Here is a 20,087-nt window from a genome sequence, read left to right as displayed (position 1 = left end):
AGGCGTACTCCTTGTTGCTGCCGAATAGATGATGTCAGTCGGGGTGGCGGGATTTGAACCCACGGCCCCTCGCTCCCAAAGCGAGTGCGCTACCAAGCTGCGCCACACCCCGTGGCGACGGCCAGTGTATGCGGTCCGCTTCCGCACGCGTGCGCTGGAGTCACCTGGTGGGGAATCCGGTTCGCGCCGACGGGAGATGATTCAGTAAGCTATCGCCAGAACCCCGTCCCAGGGCGAGGTTCACGCGGGCGTAGCTCAATGGTAGAGCCTCAGTCTTCCAAACTGATTACGCGAGTTCGATTCTCGTCGCCCGCTCGCCGGTGGAGGAGTCTGTCCGCGGAACGCGCGGACCTCGCCGCCTCGCATTCTCACCTGGGGGCCGAGCCCCCAGACCCCCACGTTACGTCCGGTAACTGGCCGTGGGTGGTCAGGCGCCTTGGGCTGCGCCCCGCGTCGCGTTCTGTTGCTGGCCGTGGGTGGTCAGGCTTCTTGGGGCTGTGCCCCTTTTCCCCTTTTCTTGTACGAGCTATGGGCTCGCTGTGCCGTCGGTGCGCAGAGGTTTTGTGCAGCTTTGGGGGTTCTCGTTGTCTGTTTACAGCATCCCAGTGGGTGGTTCGGGCGTTTGGGGGTTTATGAGCGGAAAGTATCGTCCACTGCCTGCTTGACTGGTGGTCCATCATGGAAGTTCGGTGGCCGTGTGGCGCCGGTGGTGGTTCGCGCGGGTGCCGGTGGAGCGAGCCGTTGCTGGTCGTGAGTGCGAGCAGGGTGGAGTGCGAAGGTGCGGATTCAACCTCGGCAACACCTGCTGGATATTTGGCGGGCTACGGCCAGGTACTCGTGGCGGGACGGGAAATGGAACTGGGGCGGGCGGGACGGGTCGAACTCGATCAGTGACGCCGAGCAGCTGCTGAGCATTCTGTTGCCCGCCACCCAGGTGCCGATCTTCGCGCTGGACCGGCCGGACACGACCGGGCACCGCATAGCGAACGCGCTGCGCACCATCGGCGACGTGCACGCCATCCCCGTACGCATGGTCGGAATCCTGACCGACTACTACGAGCGCTACCTCGACAGCAAGAAACAGCCGGTCTTCAGCGGCGGCAGCTACTTCCGGGTCAGCACCCCGGGCGACCTGCCGCAGCAGCAGCTCGACCTCGACATCGTCGACTCGTTCGCCGTGTCGATCACCCTGTCGCTGGCCACCACCGGTTTCGCCCGGGTCTTCCGCGAGACGCCGGGCGGCCAGCCGGGCCAGCTGCGGGCCGAGATCGACCGGCTCGAGGAACTGGCCAGTCAGCGGCTCACCGCGGCCATGGTCGGCCTGCTCCGCAGCTTCGCCGTCTCCACCTTCGCGGTCGACTCCGAGGAAGGCCAGGCGCTGCTGCGCACCGTCAACCAGGGCAACGAGGACGACGAACCGGTCGCCCAGCGCCTGCGCGACGCCCTCCAAGAGACCACAGCCTCCCTCGGTGAGGTCCTGATCGGTTCCGGCCAGGTCACCGAACTGCGCGCCCGCCCGAGCGACCTGTACGAGTGCGGCTGGTCCTGGGGCGTCATCGACAACGCGCCGCCGGTCAAGCTCGAGGACCCCAAGGGCCCGGCCATCCACCAGCCGTCCGGCATCGCGCAGAACGCGCCCTACCTGTACTTCACCGTGCTCGCCCTCGACGCCATCGAAGACCTCTTCTCCGAGCGCACCCGCGTGCTGAACCTGCTCAACGAGGAACAGCAGCGGCTCACCCGTGCGCTGCAGCTGCGCTGGGACCTCACCCGCCGCTACTGGGCCACGGTGGCCACGTTCGGCGACGGCACCCGGTGGCCGCTCGAGGACGTGCCCTGGCGCACCACCGACCGCGACGAGTCGGACTACTACACGCTGCTCGCGACCTCGGTGGCGGCCAAGGGCCTGGCCCAGCAGCGCGGTTCCGACCTCGAGCTGTCCCGGATCGGCTCGGTGCTGGGCGAACTGGCACAGCGGGCCCGCATCACCCGGCGTCCCACTCAGTCCGACCCGCGCGCGCAGGCCCTGCACTCCCCTGGCGTCGAGCTGACGCTGGAGGGCAGCGAGAAGTACGGCGACGTCCGGCTGGTCTGGGCGGTGAGCGAGTTCTCCTCGCTCCTGCTGCAGCGCACCGTCGTGATCGCCGGCCTGCTGCGCGACGTCGAGCAGCGCGAGCGCATGCTCAACCTGGCCGACCGGGCGTGGGACCACCTCGACGGCCGCAAGGTCAGCGACCTGCAGCTGTGGGACCAGCCGAACACCGTCTTCCCGGCGATCAAGACATTCACCGAGCCGTCCTGGTACCACACCGAGCGGGTGGTGCAGGCCCTGGTCACCACGGCCAAGCTGCTCACCCAGGCCCCGCTGGTCGACAACGGGCTGGTCGAGCACGCCGCCGCGCTGCTGGCCGAGGCCGAGCACCTGTACGACCTCGAGCTGATGAACGGCTCCGAGCCCTCGCACCGCAACGACCTCGGCAAGAGCCTGCTCAAGGTGCATCTGCAGCTCACCCGGGGCCGCAACATCTACCGCTCGCTGCCCGCCACCGCCGTGTCGCTCGCCAGCGAGTCACTGCGGATGCTCGACGAGCTCACGACGGCTCGCCAGGAGCGTGACTGAATGTTCGTGTTCGCCACCTCCGACAAGGGCGGCACCGGCCGGTCGGTCACCAGCACGAACGTGCTGTACCGGGCGGCCCTCAACGGCGAGGACGTCTGCTACCTCGACTTCGACTTCGGCTCGCCGACGGCCGGCGCGGTGTTCGGCGTCAGCGGCGTCGAGCGGGGCACCACGCAGGGCCGGGGCCTGCACCGCTACCTGCACGGCAAGGCCGTGGAGCTGCAGCGCATCGACGTCTGGCAAGAGGCGCGAGTGCTGGGCGGCCGCCCGGCCGGCGCCGGTCAGCTCGTGCTGATCCCCGGCGACGAGGGCGGCGGCGAGTTCAACCAGCCGCCGTCGGACGAGTTGATCCAGCGCTGCGCCGACCTGCTGAGCCACCTCAACGAGGAGTTCAGCGTCATCCTGGTCGACCTGAGCGCCGGCCGGTCGCTGGCCACCGAGCTCGCCCTGGCCGCGACGGGCCTCGAACGGATGTCGCGGATCGAGAGCCGGTGGCTGGTCTTCCACCGCTGGACCAGGCAGCACGTGCTGGCCGCGGAGGGCCTGGTCTACGGGGTGAACGGGCTGATCCGCCAGGCCGAGGCGCGCGGGCACGACCCGGTGATCTTCCGGCGGCGGATCCGCTTCGTGCGCACCGCCACCACCGAGCCGTCGAGCGAGCGGGAACGGCTGGGCGGGCTGTCGGCCGCGCAGGTCGCCTGGCTGCAGCAGCGCAACAAAGAGCTCGATCTGCTCGCGAGCAACCGGCAGGTGGGACGGGTGGTCCGGCTCGGCACTATTCCGCTCGATCCTGTGCTCCAATGGCAGGAACAGCTTATTTCTAACGAAGATGTTGGCCGCGGTGTCGCCAATGAGGCCACACTGGAGGCGTTCGACGATCTGGCGGAGCGCATCACGGACAAATCGACGTGGGAGCAGCCCTGATGACCACCACCGTGTACCAGGAGAGCAGCGCCGAGCGGCGTGACCAGCAGGTCGGGCTCTCACACGTCTCCATCGAACTGGGCCACCTCTACGCCGAGGACTTCAACCGCGGGCCGGGCTACCTGCGCGAGCACTTCCAGCGGGTGAAACCGTGGATCGCCGCGGTCAGCGCGCTGCACGAGGCCCGCAACGGCCGCAAGCCCCGGATCAGCACGTGCTTCCTGATCGACGACTACTTCGCGCCGTTCGGCCACCCGCCCACGGTCTTCGAGGCGCTGCGCTCGGCGGCGGACGACAGCGGTGTCCAGCTCGACTACATCGCCCGCGAGTCAGGCTGCGCGGTGGCCGACAACGTGAAGGCCGCCGAACTCGTGCTCGACAAGCTGACTCCCGAGCCCCCGCCGAACACCACCGGCGCGCGTCCGCCGGTGGAGGACAGCGGCTGGCTGGCCAACGGCGAGCGCTCCGGCGGCAGCGACCAAGCCATGTCGTACGTGCCGTGGACCCCGCCGCGCGAGAACGCGCCCAACCGTCATTCGATCTTCGTCGACCTCGAGTTGTGGGACAACCCGCCCGGTCAGGGCCGGCGCTGGTCGTGCACCTACCTCGCGGCCGTGTGGCAGCTGGCCCGGCTGGGCGTGCTACGCGACGAGCGGGGCGACGCGATCATGCAGGCGTACAAGGTCGATGAGATCCCCGACCGCTGGGCCGACCTGCCCGCGGTGGTGCAGGTCAACGAGGACGCGAAAGACTTCAGCGCGTACCGCACCTTCTCGATTTTGAACTCGCGCTACCTGCCGGTCGAGCTGGGCACCCGGGTGATCCTCAACCAGGTCAGCATCGACGAGAACGTCCTGCTGCAGGTGGTCGAGCGGGCCGGCCGGGAAAGAATCCTGCTCGAGAAGGCGCCCGTCGACCGCATCGAGTACACGTTCGTCACCGAGCCCGCCGGCGTCAGCTGAACCGGTCCGGGAACTGCTCGACGTCGACGAGTCCGGTCCAGATCAGCGTGCCCTCGAGCACCCGGCGCACCTCGGGTGCGGACTCCTGGTGCAGCGCCGCGATCAGGACGGCGCGCACCTCGGCGTCGTGACCCAGCGCCCGGCCCAGGGTCCGCACGGCGGCCGAACGGACGGCCGGCTCCTCGTCGCGCAGTGCGGTCAGCAGCAGCGTGCGCACCTCGTCCCGGCCGGCGGTCGGGCCCATGGCGGCCAGCGCCGCGCAGCGCAGCGGGATGTCGCCCGTCGTGGCCGCCTCGGCCAGGCTCCGGCGCACCTCGTCCTTCTCGTCGCACCAGTGGGCCAAAGTGCGCGCCACGGCGCAGGCGATCTCGGTGCGCTCGCCGGTGAGCCTGGACAGCAGCAGGCCGGGCAGGTCGGCCCGGTCGGCGAAGCAGCGCACCGCCTGCTCGGCGGCCACGGCGACGACCTCGGGGTGGTGGTCGGCCCGCAGCCGGTCGCGCACCACCCGGTAGGCGTGGTCGGCGGCCGGGGACTGCTCGGCGAGGAGACGTACGACCGCGGAACGCACCTCCGGGTTGGCGTCGGTCGACCGCCGCTCCAGCTTCTCGAGCAGAGCCCCGGCGTCCTGGTCGCCGGTCTGGGCGAGCGCGGCCGCGGCCGCCGTGCGGAAGACCACAGCGTCCAGCTCGCGCACGGTCAGCTCTTGCAGCAGGGCGCGCAGCGTGGGGTCGGGCCCGTCGCGCAGCAGCCGCTCGAGCCCGGCCAGCCGCACCTCGGCCACCGGATCGCGGCGGACGGCGGTGACCAGCATCGACTTCACCTGGCCGGTGAGCTGCCAGCGGGGCAGGGCGGCCACGGCGGCCAGCCGCACGCTGGTGTCGTCGTCGGTGACGGTGATCGCGGCCAGCGCGTCGGCCTCCTCCAGGGCCGGTGAGCCCGGGGTCACGGCGTGCACCGCGGCCAGGCGTACGGCCGGCGCCGCCGACGAGTCGCGGGCGATCGTCAGCACCTCGGCGCGGCGCTGCGGGTTGCGCAGCAGCCGGGCCGAGGCCAGCACCGCCAGCAGAGCCATCCGGACCGTCGCGTCGGGTTCGTCGCGGACCCGGCGGACCAGCTCGTCGGCCAGCCGGTCGTCGGCCAGCAGCACGTCGGTCAGGATCTCGGGGATGGCCGAGCGGACCACCTCGTCCGGGTCCGTTCGCAGCCGGTCGAGCAGGATCGGGCTGGCGTCGGCCGGCGCCAGCGCCTCGACGGCGGCCCGGATCACCACGGGCGACGGGTCGTGCCGGGCCCGCTCGAGGAACAGTTCCGGCTGGGAACCGGTGTCGATCTCGCGGGTCAGCAGCCGTACGGCGGCCGCGCGCACGCCGGCCTCGGGCGCCTGGCGGGAACGGTCGGTCAGCAGGTTGCGGACCTGACCGGCCCGCGTGGACCGGGCCAGCAGCGGGCGGGCGGCCGCGATGATCACCTCGGCGTGGTCGTCGCGCCGGCATCGGTCGTAGAGGGCCTTCTCGACGTCGTCACCGGGGTCGGGCAGCTGGGCCAGCAGGTCGACGGCGGCGACCCGGACGATGTCGCGGGCGTCGCGGGCACAGACGAGCAGCAGGGCCACCAGCCGCTCGTCGGCGCCGAACTCCGCGCCGAGTCGTTGCACGGCGGCCAGACGGACCTGGGGCGAGCGGTCGTCGCGGGCCAGGGACTCCAGGACCCCCCGGACGTCCGGAGCCGTCAGGAAGCGGCTCAGGGCCTCCACCGCGGCCAGCCGCACGACGGCCCGACCGTCGCCCCGGGCCGCCTTGATCAGCTCGTCCAGCGGGGTCGGGCCCATGTCGTCGGCCGTGCCCCGGGCCCGCGCCCGCTCGGCCGCCTCGGTCAGCCCCTGGACGGCCGCGTTGGCGATGCGCACGTCGCCCTGGGTCTCGAGCACCCGGCCCAGCAGCACCGGCAGCTGGTCGGCGGGGCGGGCAAGCATGCCGGCCAGCCGCGCCGCGAAACCGCCGACGGCGTTGTCGATCCACCGCCCGCGCCGGCTGTACCAGCTCAGGTACAGGTCACGGCCGGGCCAGGCGGGCCCGATGACCGCGGCGAAGGGCAGGATCTCTTCCTCGATGAGCGCCGCGGCGCCGTCGATGGTGTCCCGGGGCAGCCGGAACCCGGCCACCGGGTCCTCGCCGGCCGCCTCGATCAGCGGCGCGCACTGCTCCATCAGCAGGACCAGCCGGCGCAGCAGCAGCTCGGCGGGCACGCGGACGAGGATCATCTTGCGCACCTGGGACAGGCATTGCACGCCGAGGGCCAGGTTCCACGGCAGAGGCGCCTCCTCGGAGACCAGCCAGTCGGGGTTGGCCAGCGCGAGCAGTTCGATCACCTCGCCGTTGTCGGCCTCGCTCAGCACGGCCGCCACCAGGCGCAGCACCTCGCGCCAGGACGCCTCCGGCCAGTGCTCGGCGAACGTCTCCTTGATCCGGTCGAACGTCCATGCGCGTTCGTGGCGGAACTTGTCGAGGATCGCCTCGGCCGCGAAGAACTCGAGGAACGTGCGGTGCACGAAGCCGTACATCTGGGAGCCGTACAGACTCAGGATGAAGTTGCGCTGCCGGAGCTGGTCGATCATCTGGCCGGCCAGCCGGCGGGCCAGCCGCGGCTCGTGCTCGTAGCGTTCGGCCAGGTAGGCGACGAAGACCTGGATGAGGTCGTCGCGGGCGATGTAGTTGCCGCGCAGGCCGGTGCTGCCGGTCTGCATCTCGTAGGCCAGGCGGCGCAGCAGCTCGTGCTTGTCCTCGGCGTCGGACAGCGCGGCCTCGCCCCCGGCGGCCAGGTCGCGGCTGACCTCCCAGTGCTCGACGAGGACGCCGGCCGCGTGCTGATAGAGCGTGCGCCGGTTGCGGGGCAGTTCCTGATGCCGGTTGATGATGGCCAGGATGGTCAGCAGCATCGGGTTGCCGGCCAGCTCGCGCAGCGGCCGCGACCGGACGATGTCGCGCACGAGCCCGGCGCTGCGCTGCAGGGCGTCGGCCCGGTTCTGCTGCAGCACGACCACGAACCAGCGGGTCAGGAACTCGGTGATCTGGTCGATGCCCAGATCCTGCAGGGTGAAGTGCTCGAAGCCGGCGTTGGTCAGCGTCCGGCGGACGTGGCCGTGGGCCAGCGACGTGTACTCGAGGATGCGCGACGTGACGATGACCCGGGTGCCCGGGAACTGGGCCGCGAACGCCGCCACCTGCTCGGCGACCTCTTGGCGGCGCTGCCCGTCGAAGATCTCGTCGAGGCCGTCGAAGATGATCGCGGTGGGCTCGCCGGCGTCGAGGTGGTTGCGCAGGGTGCGCGGGTCGAGCGGGAAGATGCCGGTGCGGTAGCGGTAGCTCAGGTAGCCCAGCAGCGTGGAGCATTTGCCCTCGGCCCGCATCGCCGCGTACATCCGGACCTCGACCACGATGGGCAGGAAGTCGCGGATGGCGGCCAGGCGCGGGTCGGGATGCTCCTCGGAGGCCTGCAGCGCGACGTAGCGGGCCACCGTGGACTTGCCCGCGCCCGGGTCGCCCAGCAGCACCACGAGCCGGCGCCGCGGGTCGGAGAGCACGTCGAACACCGGCTGCTGGGGCTTGGCGCGGTACGCGTCGTGCAGCACCGCCATCGTCTCGGTGTCCACGTCGTCGGGCAGCGACCGGTCGGCCATCGCACCGTCGGGCGGCTGGGACCATTCGCGGGGCAGCTCGACCGGGGGCGGATCGGCGCGCACGCTCGGCTCGACGAACACCGACGCCAGCTGGATGCGGGTCATGCCCTGGTCGTGCTGGGGCGGGGTGAGGGCGTCGAGGTCGAGGTTGCGCAGCTGCAGGTGCAACCAGTCCAGATAGGCCCGGCGGGCCTCCTGGCTGATCATCAGGTGCAGGCCGCCGCTGTCGATCGCGTAACCGGCCAGGGCGGCCGTGGCCAGCTCGGCCAGGTGGGCCGGATCGGTGAACATGCCGCACAGCAGCTCGTCGGCCAGGCGCCGCCGCAGGTTCTCGATCGCGTCCGGATCCCGGTCGACGTACTTGCGGGGCCAGGGCGAGTCCTCGTGGAGCAGGAAGATCAGGCGGGGCTTGCCGGCCTCGACGGCGGCCTCGTACTCGAGCTCGGTGATCGAGCGGTCGTGGCCCGGCGGGACGAAGCCGTAGCGCCAGGCGAAGATGCCGACGTAGACGTCGCACCGGCGCACGTCGGTCAGGCACCGGTCGAGCGGGCGGCGCGACTCGGCCACATAGGACTCCATGGCCACGTCCTGCATGCCCAGCCGCCGGATCGCCGTCGCCACCCGGTCGCGGCACTCCTTGAGGTCCTCATAGGTCGCGGACACATAGACCGTTGTCATCCGCGACTCCCTGCAGGCGTGAATCCGGGGCTCCACGGTAGGCGGATCGCGCCACCCCGGCTACCCACGGTCACGCCGCACCGCTGACTCACGCCGACACACCCCGTACCCCCGAATGCAGACATCGATGACGGTAGAAGATGCCACGGCGGAGCGCCGCGACAGGTCCGGGATTTCGCCGGAGCTTGTGCTCGCAAGCGCGAGAGAGGGTCATATCCTGCACACGGCGCATTGTTGAGTGACCGGATGTCGTTTGTTGCAGCGACCGCGCCCGCCCCGAGCCGTGGGCGCCGGTGACAAGCTGCCGTCGACCACGGAGAAACGATGCTGACGCTGGGCGAAGTCCACACGGGGCTGTTGCAGAACTCCGTCCCGCTCTCGGCCGAGCGGGTGGCGAAGGTGCTGCGCCCGCTCAGCGGCGACCAGATCCAGCACTACGAGCGGCCGCTGACCCGGGGCGTGACGGCCGACCGCCCGCGCGGCGTGGACTGCCGGCTGCCCGCCGCGTCCAAGGCGAACCCGCACGTGGTCGGCACCGTGATGTGGCGGTCGACAGTGGTCGGCGGGCACCTGGTGCAGGGGTCGGCCTACGCCGACGTCGTGGACACCGGCGAGAAGCGCCGCCTCCCGTGGTCGCACTACACCGCGTCGCCGGGCCGGCTCGAGCTGCTGACCCGGGCCGACACCGAGGACGTGGCCCAGGGCTACCTGCGCGGCGCGACCCGGCCCGACCATCTGGACACCGCCGCCATCGCGGCCCACGCCCTCGACCGGGTGCAGCGCTCGGCCCTGCTCGACCGGGCGCCCAGCCTGAAGACCAGGCGCACGCGGTTGCGCTGGGCGGTGATCGGCACCGGCACCATGCCGCAACCGACCACTGCCACCTTCCGAGTCGTCTCGCCCGACCTGCGTACGGTGGAAGTTCGGGTGGCCGACGACCTGATGCCCGGCGTCATCGGGCTGTGTGAAGACCTTGCCCTGCACGACTGGCTGCTGACCACGGTGGCCCGGCTGCTCGACAACACACTCACCACCCGCCGGTACGGACACGTGCAGCGAACCGAGCTGCTGCGGCCGGCCGTCGACTACTTCCTGCACCTGTGGATGCCCGGAGCGCGGGTGGACGAGAGCCTGACCTCGGTGTGGGAGTCGCTGGAGCGGCGCCCCGGCTTCACCCGGCAGTGGGACACGTCGGTCGCCCGCATCCGCGACCAGATCAACCTGACCACCATCGAGCTGCTGCGTCTCACCGAGTGCGCGACGGGTACCTCCGCGCCGGCCCCGCGCGGCCGGCCGCGGCTGCCGCTGGGCCCGCGACCGCCCCGCCGGCGCTGAGAACGAGCGAGGGACACCGGCCGGGGCGCGGCGCCGGGCCGCCACCCGGCGCCGCGCGTCTCGGCCGGTGGTGCGCCGGCCGGGAGCTTCTGGAGACCGGAGAGGTCCCAGACACCCGCGCAGAACTTAGTCCCACGGTTTGACGCTCGTCTATTAGGTCTGACTTAAATCGCACCGAGGGATGACGCGGCCGACACGGTGGGCAACCATGACCGGCCGATGACCAGGGCACATTGCGCGGATGACGCATAAAGACGGCACACCACGCGCCCGGCCGCCGGGCTAATCTCGCGCGATGACTATGGTCTGGACCGCGTTGATCGTGATCGGTGCCGTCATGATCGTCGTGGCGCTGTGGCCCACCGGGCGCGGCCGGCCCGGCGGCGAACAAGACCGCGACTGACCCGGCGGTTCCCCCGGCCTGGCAGACTCGTCGCGTGAGCACCGGGGAGCTTCAGACCTACAGCCTCGTCGAGCTCGCCGTCGAACGCCTCCGCCACGAGATCCTGAGCGGGCACACCGATCCGGGCGAGCGCCTTGTCGAGGAGCAGCTCACGCGCCGGCTCGGGATCAGCCGGGCGCCCCTGCGCGAGGCCATGCGGCTGCTCGCCCAGCAGGGTCTCGTCGAGCACATCCCCCGGCGCGGGGCGCGCGTTGCGATCCTCTCCGATGACGACGTGCGCGAACTGTACGAGGTGCGGGACGTCCTGGAGCGGCATGCCGCCTCGACGATGCCGGCCCGGCCCGACCTGACCGCGCTGCGGGCCGCGCTCGACGTGATGCGCACGGCCACCGAGACCGGCGACCGCCTCGAGCTGGCCAACGCGCATCGCCGCTTCCACACCGAGGTCGTGGCGCTGGGCGGCAATCGCCAGCTGGCCGAGCTGTACGGGTCGGTTCTGGTGCGGATCCAGCTCTACATGGCGGTCAACATGCGGCGCGAGGCCGAGGCGGCCCGGGCCGAGGACGGCGTGGCCCGGCACGAGCGGCTGTTCGACGCGGTGGAGCGGGGCGACACCGCGGCGGTGCTCGAGGCGCTGAGCGCGCACGGCGCCCGGACGTATCTGAGCTAAGGGAAATCACGCCGTTACAAAGAGCAGCCATCGACGTAACAGAATTGTCGACAATCGACGATGTGGATGTGAACGCGATCGTCGCCGCCGTCCGGGCCCGGCCGGACGTCTGGATCAGTTCGTTCGGCCCCGATGAGCTGCGGGAACAGGTCGAGCGGGTGGACACCGGACTGCCGCTGGCCGGGCTGCCGTTCGCGGTCAAGGACAACATCGACGTGGCCGGGCTGCCGACGACCGCCGGCTGCCCCGATTTCGCGTACACCCCGGAACGGAACGCCCCGGTCGTGCAGCGCCTGGTCGACGCGGGCGCGATCGTGGTCGGCAAGACGAACCTCGACCAGTTCGCCACCGGGCTGACCGGGACCCGTTCGCCGTACGGCGCGCCGGAAAGCGTCTTCGGCGGCGGGCTGATCTCGGGCGGGTCGAGTTCGGGCTCGGCGGTCGCGGTGGCCGACGGGACCGTGGTGTTCGCGCTCGGCACGGACACGGCCGGCTCGGGCCGGGTGCCGGCCGCGCTCAACGGCATCGCCGGGATCAAGCCGACCCGCGGTCTGCTGAGCACGCTCGGCGTGGTGCCGGCGTGCCGGTCGCTGGACTGCGTCTCGGTCTTCGCGCGGGACGTGACCACGGCCGACCGGGTGACGCGGGTGGCACGAGGACGCGTACCGGAGGATCCGTGGTCCCGCGAGGGGACACGCCCGCTGCCGGCCGAGCCCCGGATCGGCGTACCGGAAACTCTTGATTTCTTCGGCGACGCCGGGCAGGAGAAGGCGTTCGCGCGGGTCAGCGGCGACACGACGGTCGACGTCGGACCGTTGCTGGAGGCCGGTGACCTGCTGTATCGCGGTCCCTGGGTGGCCGAGCGGCTGGCCGATCTCGACGAGTTCCTGCGGGCCCGTCCGGAGTCGGTGCTGCCGGTGACGCGGGCCGTGCTCGAGACCGGGTACGGCTTCACGGCGGCCGACGCGTTCCGTGCTCAGCATCGCCTGCAGCAGTTGAAGCACGCCGCCGACCGCATGTGGGAGCAGATCGACGTGCTGGTGCTGCCGACCGTCGGCACCACCTTCACGCACAGCGAGATCGCCGAGGACCCGATCGGCCGCAACCTGATGCTGGGCCGCTACACGCAGTTCGCCAACCTGCTCGACATGGCCGCGGTGACCGTGCCCAACGGCTTCACCGCCGACGGCCGCCCGGCCTCGGTCACCCTGTTCGGGCCGGCCTTCAGCGACGACGCCCTCGCCCGGCTGGCCCGCTCGTGGGCCATCTACGACACGGTGACCCTCGCCGTGGCCGGGCTGCACCTCAGCGGCGAGCCCCGCAACGGCGAACTGCTCGAGCGGGGCGCCACCCTGGCCGGCGCCGCCCGCACCGCTCCCTGCTACCGCCTCTATCACCTGCCCTCGGGCGCTCCCGGGCTCGTGCGGACGGCCGGCGGCGAGTCGATCGAGGTGGAGCTCTGGCAGATGCCGGCCGGTCAGGTCGGCGGCTTCCTGGCCGGCATCGCGGCGCCCCTGTCGCTGGGCCGGGTCGCCCTGGACGACGGCACCGAGGTCACCGGCTTCCTGTGCGAGGCGTACGCGGCGGCCGGGGCCGAGGACATCACCGCCAGTGGCGGCTGGCGCAACCACCGTGCGAGAGGAGCCACCACATGACCGCTTCGATCGGGCCGGTCAAGGCCGACCCCTACCTCTGGCCGTACGACGGCACGGTCCCCGTGTCGAGGACGGCGCTCATCTGCATCGACTGGCAGACCGACTTCTGCGGCGAAGGCGGCTACGTCGACTCGATGGGCTACGACATCGGGCTCACCCGGGCCGGGCTGCCGGCCACCGCGCGACTGCTGGCGCACGCGCGGGAGCTGGGCATGCTGGTGATCCACACCCGTGAGGGGCACGACCCCGACCTGTCCGACCTGCCGGCCAACAAGCGCTGGCGGTCGGCCCGGATCGGGGCCGAGATCGGCAGCGACGGGCCCTGCGGCCGGATCCTGATCAAGGGCGAGCCGGGCTGGGAGATCGTGCCCGAGGTCGCCCCGGTGGCCGGCGAGGTGATCGTCGACAAGCCGGGCAAGGGCGCCTTCTACGCCACCAACCTCGACCTGGTGCTGCGGACGCACGGCATCACGCACCTGATCCTGACCGGCATCACGACCGACGTCTGCGTGCACACGACGATGCGCGAAGCCAACGACCGCGGTTACGAGTGCCTGATCCTCAGCGACTGCACGGGGGCGACCGACCCGTCCAACCACGCCGCCGCCCTGCACATGGTCACCATGCAGGGCGGCGTCTTCGGCTGCGTCGCCACCTCGGACGACGTGATAGCGGCAACGGAGGTTTGACCGATGCCCTCAGTGGACGCGCTACCGCACACCTTCACCTTCGATCCGGACAAGACAGCCCTGCTCGTCATCGACATGCAGCGTGACTTTCTGCTCCCCGGCGGCTTCGGCGAGAGCCTGGGCAACGACTTCGCCCAGCTCAGCCGCACGATCGAGCCGCTCTCCGCGCTGCTGACGGCGTGGCGCGCGGCGAGCCTGCCGATCATCCACACCCGCGAGGGGCATCTGCCCGACCTGTCGGACTGCCCGCCGTCCAAACTGGCCCGCGGCGGGATAGGCGAGCAAGGCGCCTTCGGCCGCATCCTGGTCCGCGGCGAGTACGGCCACGACATCGTCGACGAGCTGGCGCCGCTCGACGGTGAATTCGTCGTGGACAAGCCGGGCAAGGGCGCCTTCTACGCCACCGAGCTGAGCGACATCCTGGACAAACTGCAGGTCCAGAAGCTGGTCGTCACGGGGGTCACGACCGAGGTCTGCGTGCACACCACGGTCCGCGAGGCGAACGACCGCGGTTACGACTGCCTCGTCCTCTCCGACTGCGTCGGCTCGTACTTCCCGGAGTTCCAGCGCGTCGGCCTGGAGATGATCGCCGCGCAGGGCGGCATCTTCGGCTGGGTCGCCGACTCCCCCTCTGTCATCGCCGCCCTCGCCGCTTCCCAGGAGCAGAAATGACGACCACTGCTGCCGCCAAACTGCCCTTCTGGGTACGCGGGGACACCAACGCCTTCTTCGGCTTCGGCGTCAACGTGCTGGTCAACGTCCTCACCCTGACCGCGCTGTGCATCGGGGTCATCAAGATGCCGGCCTCCGACGTCTTCGGCGTGATCCTGCCCGCGCTCGGCATCGCCCTGGTCGCCGGCAACGTCTACTACACGTTCCTGGCCCGGCGGCTGGCCGCGAAAGAGAACCGGACCGACGTCACGGCGCTGCCGTACGGGCCGAGCGTGCCGCACATGTTCATCGTGATCTTCGTGATCATGCTGCCGATCTACCTGACGACCGGCAACCCGGTGCAGGCGTGGACGGCCGGCATCGCCTGGGCCTTCATCATCGGGGTCATCGTGCTGATCGGGGCGTTCGTCGGCCCGTACATCCGCAAGTACACGCCGCGGGCGGCGCTGCTCGGCACCCTGGCCGGCATCTCGATCACGTTCATCTCGATGAACCCGGCCGGCAACATGTGGAACTACGCGTGGATCGCCCTGCCGGTCCTCGGCCTGCTGCTGATCGGCCTGCTGACCGACGTGAAGCTGCCCTTCAACTTCCCCATCGGCCTGGCCGCGCTGCTGGTCGGCACGGCGATCGGCTGGGTCGGCGGGGCCATGTCGGTGCCCGACGTGACCGCGGCCGCCCGGGACATCGCCTTCGCCTTCCCGCATCTCAAGTTCGACCTGCTCGTCGACGGCCTGCGCGACATGGCGCCGCTGCTGGCGACGGCGATCCCGCTCGGCGTCTACAACTTCACCGAGGCGATGACCAACGTGGAGAGCGCGGCCACCGCCGGTGACCGCTACAACCTGCGCAGCGTGCTGCTGGCCGACGGGGCCGGCGCGGTCATCGGCTCGTGCCTGGGCTCGCCGTTCCCGCCCGCGGTCTACGTGGGCCACCCGGGCTGGAAGGCGGCCGGCGGCCGTACGGGCTATTCGATGGCAACCGGGGTGGTGATCGCGCTGCTCTGCTTCTTCGGGTTGTTCGGGCTGCTCGGCGCGATCTTCCCGACGGCCGCGATCGTGCCCATCCTGCTCTACATCGGTCTGCTGATCGGCGCCCAGGCCTTCCAGGCGACCCCGCGGGCCCACGCGGCGGCGGTGGTCGCGGCGCTCATCCCGAACATCGCCTCGTGGGCCACCGGCCAGATGGACAACGCGCTGGCCGCCGCGGGCACCACCGCGGCCGAGGTCGGCACGGGGGCGCTGGCCGGGGCGGGCGTGGTCTACGACGGGCTCAAGACGCTGGGCGAGGGTGCGATCCTGGCCGGTCTGGTGCTGGGGGCGATCGTCGCGTTCATCATCGACAAACGGTTCTGGCACGCGGCGGTCTTCGCCGGGTCGGGGGCGGTGCTCAGCTTCATCGGCCTGATCCACGCCGAGAAGGTGCAGTGGAACGCGGACGGTCAGGTGACGCTCGGCTATCTGTTCCTCGCTGTGGTGTGCGTGTTGTTCGCGCTGAGCAAGCCGGCGCCTCGCGTGCCGGAAGAGGGCGAGCCGGAGAGCTTCGAGGGCAACAGCTTCACCGAGGCGCCGGAAGGCGGAGTTCCGGCTCCGCGTAAGGAAGAAACCGTAGTTTCCTGACCGACGAGCGATCGGAGGAATGCCGTGGACGTGATCGCCGAGGTCGGTGCGGCCTTCGAGGCGTACGAGAAGGCTCTGATCCGCAACGACGTCGAGGCGATCATCGGATTCTTCGCCGATGACGCCGTCCGCTACGGCATCGACGACATGCAGATCGGCCTGGCGGAGCAGCGGCGGTGGCGGCTCGCCCAGCCGCCGCTGCCCGCCGGGCGGTGGCTCAAGGACACGATCATCCAGGCCTACGGGCGGGACACCGCCGTGGTCAACACGCTCTTCGGTTATCCGGGCAGCGCGGTGCTCGGACGGCAGTCGCAGACCTGGGTGCGGCTGTCCCCGGGCTGGCGGATCGTGGCCGCCCACGTCTCCGAGCCGCGAAGTCAGCCGACGTAGCGGCGAGCCTTCGAGCGGCGCTGGGCCTCGTCCAAGCCGGACAGCCGGGCCTCGACGTCGGCCGGGCGGGGGCGGCGCTCGGTGATCAGCCAGGGCAGCCCGCGCACCGCGTCCCAGACGGCCAGCGCCGAGGTGCGGTCGTGCGGCACCGTGCGGGCCAGGAAGACGCTGCGGCGCAGGGCCGGGCCGACCGGGCGGCGCAGCCAGGTGAACCACAGCGTGTTGCGCAGGCCCACCCGCCGGCGGTGGACGGCGTCGCGCAGCACCGACGCGCGGTGGTGCACCACCAGATCCTCCAGATAGCACAGTTCCCAGCCCGAGCTGAGCAGGTCGGTGGCGAGCAGTTCCTCCTCGCCGCCCAGCCACAGCCGCTCGCTGAAGCCGCCGGCCTGCTCGAAGGCGTCCCGCCGGACCACCGAGGCGCCGGCCAGGAAGCTGCCCAGCGCCGGGCCGGGCAGCCAGTCGGGGCCGGGCACGGGCGAGTCGCGCAGCTCCTCGACGATCGGGTCGTCGACGCCGGCCGGCTCCACGACGATGCGCGCGTTCACCAGCGCCAGCCGCGGGAAGGCGTCCAGCGCGTCGGCCGCCCGGGTCAGCGAGCCCGGCTCCCACCAGGTGTCGTCGTCGCAGAAGGCCACATAGGGCGTGCGCAGGCGGGCGACCCCGATGTTGCGGCCGACCGCGCCCCGGTTCTCGGTCAGCGCCACGACGTCGACCTCGGGGAACTCTTGCCGGACGGCCTCGGCCGTGCCGTCGGTGGAACCGTTGTCGACCAGCACGACCGGGGGCTGCTCGGGCAGTTCCCGCAGACGCCGCACGGCCGCCACCGCCTCGTCGCGCCGCTGCCAGGTGATCACGACGACGCCGACCCGTTGATCAATCACGGCGGCCGGAATACCCGGCCGGTTCGCGGGCATACCGTGCTGACCAGCACACCTCGCACCGTAATCAGGAGGTAACACCGTGGATCCCCGCAGCAAGTACCCCGGCCCGGCGCTCGACGGCGGCGACCAGGACCCGCCCGGCTCGACCGAGGCGATGCCGGACCGCCCGGATCACGGTGAGGACAGCTACAAAGGCTCGGGGCGGCTCAACGGGCGCAAGGCGGTCATCACCGGCGGCGACTCCGGCATCGGGCGGGCGGTCGCCATCGCGTACGCGCGGGAAGGCGCCGACGTGCTGATCTCCTACCTGCCCGAGGAGGAGAACGACGCGCGCGACACCGCCCAGTACATCGAGAAGGCCGGGCGCAAGGCGGTGCTCGTGCCGGGCGACATCCGCGACGAGGCGCACTGCCGCTCGATCATCGACCGAGCCCTCAGCGACCTCGGCGGCCTGGACATCCTGGTCAACAACGCGGCCTACCAGATGGCCCAGCCGGGCGGGATCACCGAGATCACCGACGAGCAGTTCGACCGGGTCATGAAGACCAACCTGTACGCCATGTTCTGGCTGTGCCGGGCGGCCGCCCCGCACCTGCAGCCGGGCGCCACCATCATCAACACGGCGTCGGTGCAGGCTTACCAGTCGTCGGCCCACCTGCTCGACTACGCCACCACCAAGGGCGGCATCGTGGCCTTCACCAAGGCCCTGGCCGAGGACCTGGCCGACAAGGGCATCCGGGTCAACGCGGTGGCCCCCGGCCCCATCTGGACGCCGCTCATCCCGGCCACCATGCACGAAGAAAAGATCAAGACCTTCGGCGAGGACGTCCCGCTCGGGCGGGCCGGGCAGCCGGCCGAGCTGGCCGCGGCGTACGTCTACTTCGCCAGCCCCGAGTCGAGCTACACCACCGGTGAGGTGCTGGGCATCACCGGCGGCAAGCCCGTCAGCTGACGGCAGGCTCGCCCGGCGCTAGGCGAACAGGTCGGTCACCCAGTGGAAGGCGTCCATGACCCACTGGGTCTGCTGCAGCCAGGCCAGGCCGACGCCGGCCAGGAACAGGGCCGTGACCAGGTGTGAACCGCGGGCGGTGCGCCGGACACGGCCCAGCTGGCGTTCCAGCACGAGGTGACCGACCAGCCGGGCCAGGCAGAAGACGCCGACCGCGACGGCCAGGGTGACGACCAGCACGACCGTCGGCGTGCCGAACGGCCCGTCGCCCGAGAGCGCCCAGATGCCCCAGCAGACGAAGGCGAACAGCACGGCGGCGCTGGTCCACTCGCCGCCCTGGCGCAGCTCGCTCCACTTCCAGCTGATGCCGGGGTGGGCGGGCGGCGCCGGGACGCCGGGCCAGCCGGTGCCGGTGGGCTCGTGCTCGGCCCGCGGGCGCGCGTTCACCTGGGCCCGGCCCTGGTTGAAGGGCGCGGACGGCGCGGGTTCGGGCGCCGGGAAATGGGCCGTCGGCGCGGGCGGGCCCTGCGACGGCGTGGTGGGCGCGTCGGCCCACGGGTCTTGCGGCGGCATGTCGAGCGTCCGCTCCGACCACTGCGGTTGCTCAGGCATTGGTTCCCCCTCCGGTCGGGCGGTGCGTGCCACCCGCCCTCATCGAGAGTAGCGACCCGGCAAATCATTCGCTCCCAGGCCCGCGGTCCGTTACACAAGTCCCATGCTGGAATCCGTACGCCTGCGCGCTGCCACCGAAGACGACCGGCCCGGGATCGCCGACCTGCTGCTCTATCTGTTCCACGAGCATGCCACCGACGATCAACGTGACCTCGAGATGAGCATTCTCGAGCCCGAGCGGTCGATCGTGGCCGAGGACGACGGCCGGATCGTCGGCAACGCGGCCATCCAGACCCGCGACCTGACGGTGCCCGGGGGCATGGTGCCGGCCGCGCACGTGACCGGCGTCGGCGTCTCGCCCACCCACCGCCGCCGGGGCCTGCTGACCGCCCTGATGCGCCGTCAGCTGACCGGGATCGCCGAGGCCGGGCGCGAGCCGGTGGCGGCGCTGTGGGCCAGCGAGACGGCGATCTACCCGCGCTACGGCTACGGGCCGGCGGCCGACCGGCTGCGGTTCGACATCCGCAGCCGCGAGCTCAAGGTCACCGGGCCGGAGGCGCCGGCCGGCAAGTTCCGGCTCGTCGAGCCCAAGGCGGCGCTGGACGAACTGGTCAAGGTGCACGACGGGCTGCGCATCCACCGGGTGGGCTGGTCGAGCCGCCCCGCCTACTGGTGGGACTACCTGGTGTCCGACATCGACGAGGTCCGCGACGGCGCGACCGCCCTGCGCGGCGTCGTCTACGAGACCGGGAACGGGCCGGTCGGCTATGCGCTGTGGCGGGTGAAGGACGGCTGGGACTCGCACGGGCCGGCCGGCGTGGTTCGGGTGGCCGAGGTGGCCGCGGGCGATCCGGGCGTCTACGCCGAGCTGTGGAAGTTCCTGCTGAGCATCGACCTGACCCGGACGGCGACGTACGACTTCGCGGGTCTCGACGAGCCGCTGCAGTTCATGGTCGACGAGCCCCGCAAGCTCGGCCGGCGGTACTCCGACGCGCTCTGGATCCGGCTGGTCGACCTGCCGGCCGCGCTGGCGGCACGCCGGTACGCGACCCCGGTCGACGCGGTGTTCGAGGTGACCGACCCGGTTCTCGAGGCCAACAACGGACGCTGGCGGCTCATCGGCGGGCCGGACAAGGCTTCCTGCGTACGCACCGACGACGCGCCCGATGTCGCTTGTTCGGTCACCGAGCTGGGCGCCGCCTACCTGGGCGGCACCACACTGGCCGCGCTGGCCACGGCGGGCCGGGTGCGGCAGCTCACCAGCAACCTGCCCTCGACCGCGTTCCAGTGGTACCGCCAGCCCGGCGCGCTGGAGGTGTTCTGACAGTGCCCGGGGTAGCGTCGGCGGC

At 71.3% G+C, this 20,087-nt stretch carries 15 protein-coding genes and 2 tRNA genes; 13 read left to right on the top strand and 4 right to left on the bottom strand.

Annotation, left to right across the window (positions count from 1 at the left end):
- Positions 1-38: 38 nt before the first annotated feature.
- Positions 39-112: transfer RNA gene (locus OWR29_RS42720), tRNA-Pro, on the bottom strand.
- 132 nt (positions 113-244) lie between these two features.
- Here OWR29_RS42720 and OWR29_RS42715 point away from each other — a divergent pair.
- The 4 genes from OWR29_RS42715 to OWR29_RS42700 all read left to right on the top strand — a co-directional run bounded on the left by OWR29_RS42715 (position 245) and on the right by OWR29_RS42700 (position 4,506).
- Positions 245-315 (top strand) — tRNA-Gly (locus OWR29_RS42715).
- Positions 316-778: 463 nt separating this feature from the next.
- On the top strand, positions 779-2,620 hold the full coding sequence (locus OWR29_RS42710; RefSeq protein ID WP_267569342.1) for an SCO2524 family protein: 1,842 nt from the start codon (positions 779-781) through the stop codon (positions 2,618-2,620).
- Positions 2,621-3,544: an SCO2523 family variant P-loop protein gene (locus tag OWR29_RS42705; protein ID WP_267569341.1), complete on the top strand. Its 924-nt coding sequence runs from the start codon at positions 2,621-2,623 to the stop codon at positions 3,542-3,544.
- Complete coding sequence (locus OWR29_RS42700; RefSeq protein ID WP_267569340.1) at positions 3,544-4,506, top strand: SCO2522 family protein; 963 nt, start codon at positions 3,544-3,546, stop codon at positions 4,504-4,506. Before OWR29_RS42705 ends, OWR29_RS42700 begins: the two co-directional genes overlap by 1 nt.
- Here OWR29_RS42700 and OWR29_RS42695 read toward each other — a convergent pair.
- On the bottom strand, positions 4,499-8,860 hold the full coding sequence (locus OWR29_RS42695) for a DUF4062 domain-containing protein (RefSeq protein ID WP_267569338.1): 4,362 nt from the start codon (positions 8,858-8,860) through the stop codon (positions 4,499-4,501). The genes OWR29_RS42700 and OWR29_RS42695 overlap by 8 nt on opposite strands.
- Positions 8,861-9,184: 324 nt before the next feature.
- On the opposite strand from OWR29_RS42695, the gene OWR29_RS42690 reads away from it, so the two are divergent.
- The 7 genes from OWR29_RS42690 (at position 9,185) to OWR29_RS42660 (ending at position 16,293) form a co-directional block, all read left to right on the top strand.
- Positions 9,185-10,195, top strand: a complete 1,011-nt coding sequence (locus OWR29_RS42690; RefSeq protein WP_267569337.1) for an SCO2521 family protein — start codon at positions 9,185-9,187, stop codon at positions 10,193-10,195.
- A 437-nt stretch (positions 10,196-10,632) separates the two neighbouring features.
- Positions 10,633-11,268 carry a GntR family transcriptional regulator gene (locus OWR29_RS42685; protein WP_267569336.1) on the top strand — a complete coding sequence of 212 codons (636 nt, stop codon included), beginning with the start codon at positions 10,633-10,635 and terminating at the stop codon, positions 11,266-11,268.
- Positions 11,269-11,330: 62 nt separating this feature from the next.
- Entirely contained in the window at positions 11,331-12,923 is a 1,593-nt protein-coding gene (atzF, locus tag OWR29_RS42680; protein WP_267569334.1) for an allophanate hydrolase, read from the top strand.
- On the top strand, positions 12,920-13,612 hold the full coding sequence (gene biuH, locus OWR29_RS42675) for a biuret amidohydrolase (protein ID WP_267569333.1): 693 nt from the start codon (positions 12,920-12,922) through the stop codon (positions 13,610-13,612). Before atzF ends, biuH begins: the two co-directional genes overlap by 4 nt.
- Positions 13,613-13,615: 3 nt before the next feature.
- Positions 13,616-14,284: a cysteine hydrolase family protein gene (locus tag OWR29_RS42670; protein WP_267569332.1), complete on the top strand. Its 669-nt coding sequence runs from the start codon at positions 13,616-13,618 to the stop codon at positions 14,282-14,284.
- Positions 14,281-15,903 carry a regulator gene (locus OWR29_RS42665; protein WP_267569331.1) on the top strand — a complete coding sequence of 541 codons (1,623 nt, stop codon included), beginning with the start codon at positions 14,281-14,283 and terminating at the stop codon, positions 15,901-15,903. The genes OWR29_RS42670 and OWR29_RS42665 overlap by 4 nt, the downstream gene beginning before the upstream one ends.
- Positions 15,904-15,927: 24 nt before the next feature.
- Complete coding sequence (locus OWR29_RS42660; protein WP_267569330.1) at positions 15,928-16,293, top strand: AtzH-like domain-containing protein; 366 nt, start codon at positions 15,928-15,930, stop codon at positions 16,291-16,293.
- Here the strand turns inward: OWR29_RS42660 and OWR29_RS42655 are convergent.
- Positions 16,281-17,177 (bottom strand): glycosyltransferase family 2 protein, encoded by an 897-nt coding sequence (locus OWR29_RS42655; protein WP_267569329.1) that lies wholly within the window; start codon positions 17,175-17,177, stop codon positions 16,281-16,283. The genes OWR29_RS42660 and OWR29_RS42655 overlap by 13 nt on opposite strands.
- A gap of 79 nt (positions 17,178-17,256) precedes the next feature.
- On the opposite strand from OWR29_RS42655, the gene OWR29_RS42650 reads away from it, so the two are divergent.
- Complete coding sequence (locus tag OWR29_RS42650; protein WP_369077365.1) at positions 17,257-18,129, top strand: SDR family oxidoreductase; 873 nt, start codon at positions 17,257-17,259, stop codon at positions 18,127-18,129.
- A gap of 18 nt (positions 18,130-18,147) precedes the next feature.
- Here the strand turns inward: OWR29_RS42650 and OWR29_RS42645 are convergent, their stop codons facing one another.
- Complete coding sequence (locus OWR29_RS42645) at positions 18,148-18,738, bottom strand: DNA-directed RNA polymerase II (protein ID WP_267569328.1); 591 nt, start codon at positions 18,736-18,738, stop codon at positions 18,148-18,150.
- 103 nt (positions 18,739-18,841) lie between these two features.
- On the opposite strand from OWR29_RS42645, the gene OWR29_RS42640 reads away from it, so the two are divergent.
- Complete coding sequence (locus OWR29_RS42640; protein WP_267569327.1) at positions 18,842-20,062, top strand: GNAT family N-acetyltransferase; 1,221 nt, start codon at positions 18,842-18,844, stop codon at positions 20,060-20,062.
- The last annotated feature ends 25 nt before the right edge of the window (positions 20,063-20,087 follow it).

It is taken from the genome of Paractinoplanes pyxinae (assembly GCF_026626335.1).
Taxonomy (GTDB): domain Bacteria; phylum Actinomycetota; class Actinomycetes; order Mycobacteriales; family Micromonosporaceae; genus Actinoplanes; species Actinoplanes pyxinae.
This window is presented reverse-complemented; position numbering and strand designations above follow the sequence as displayed.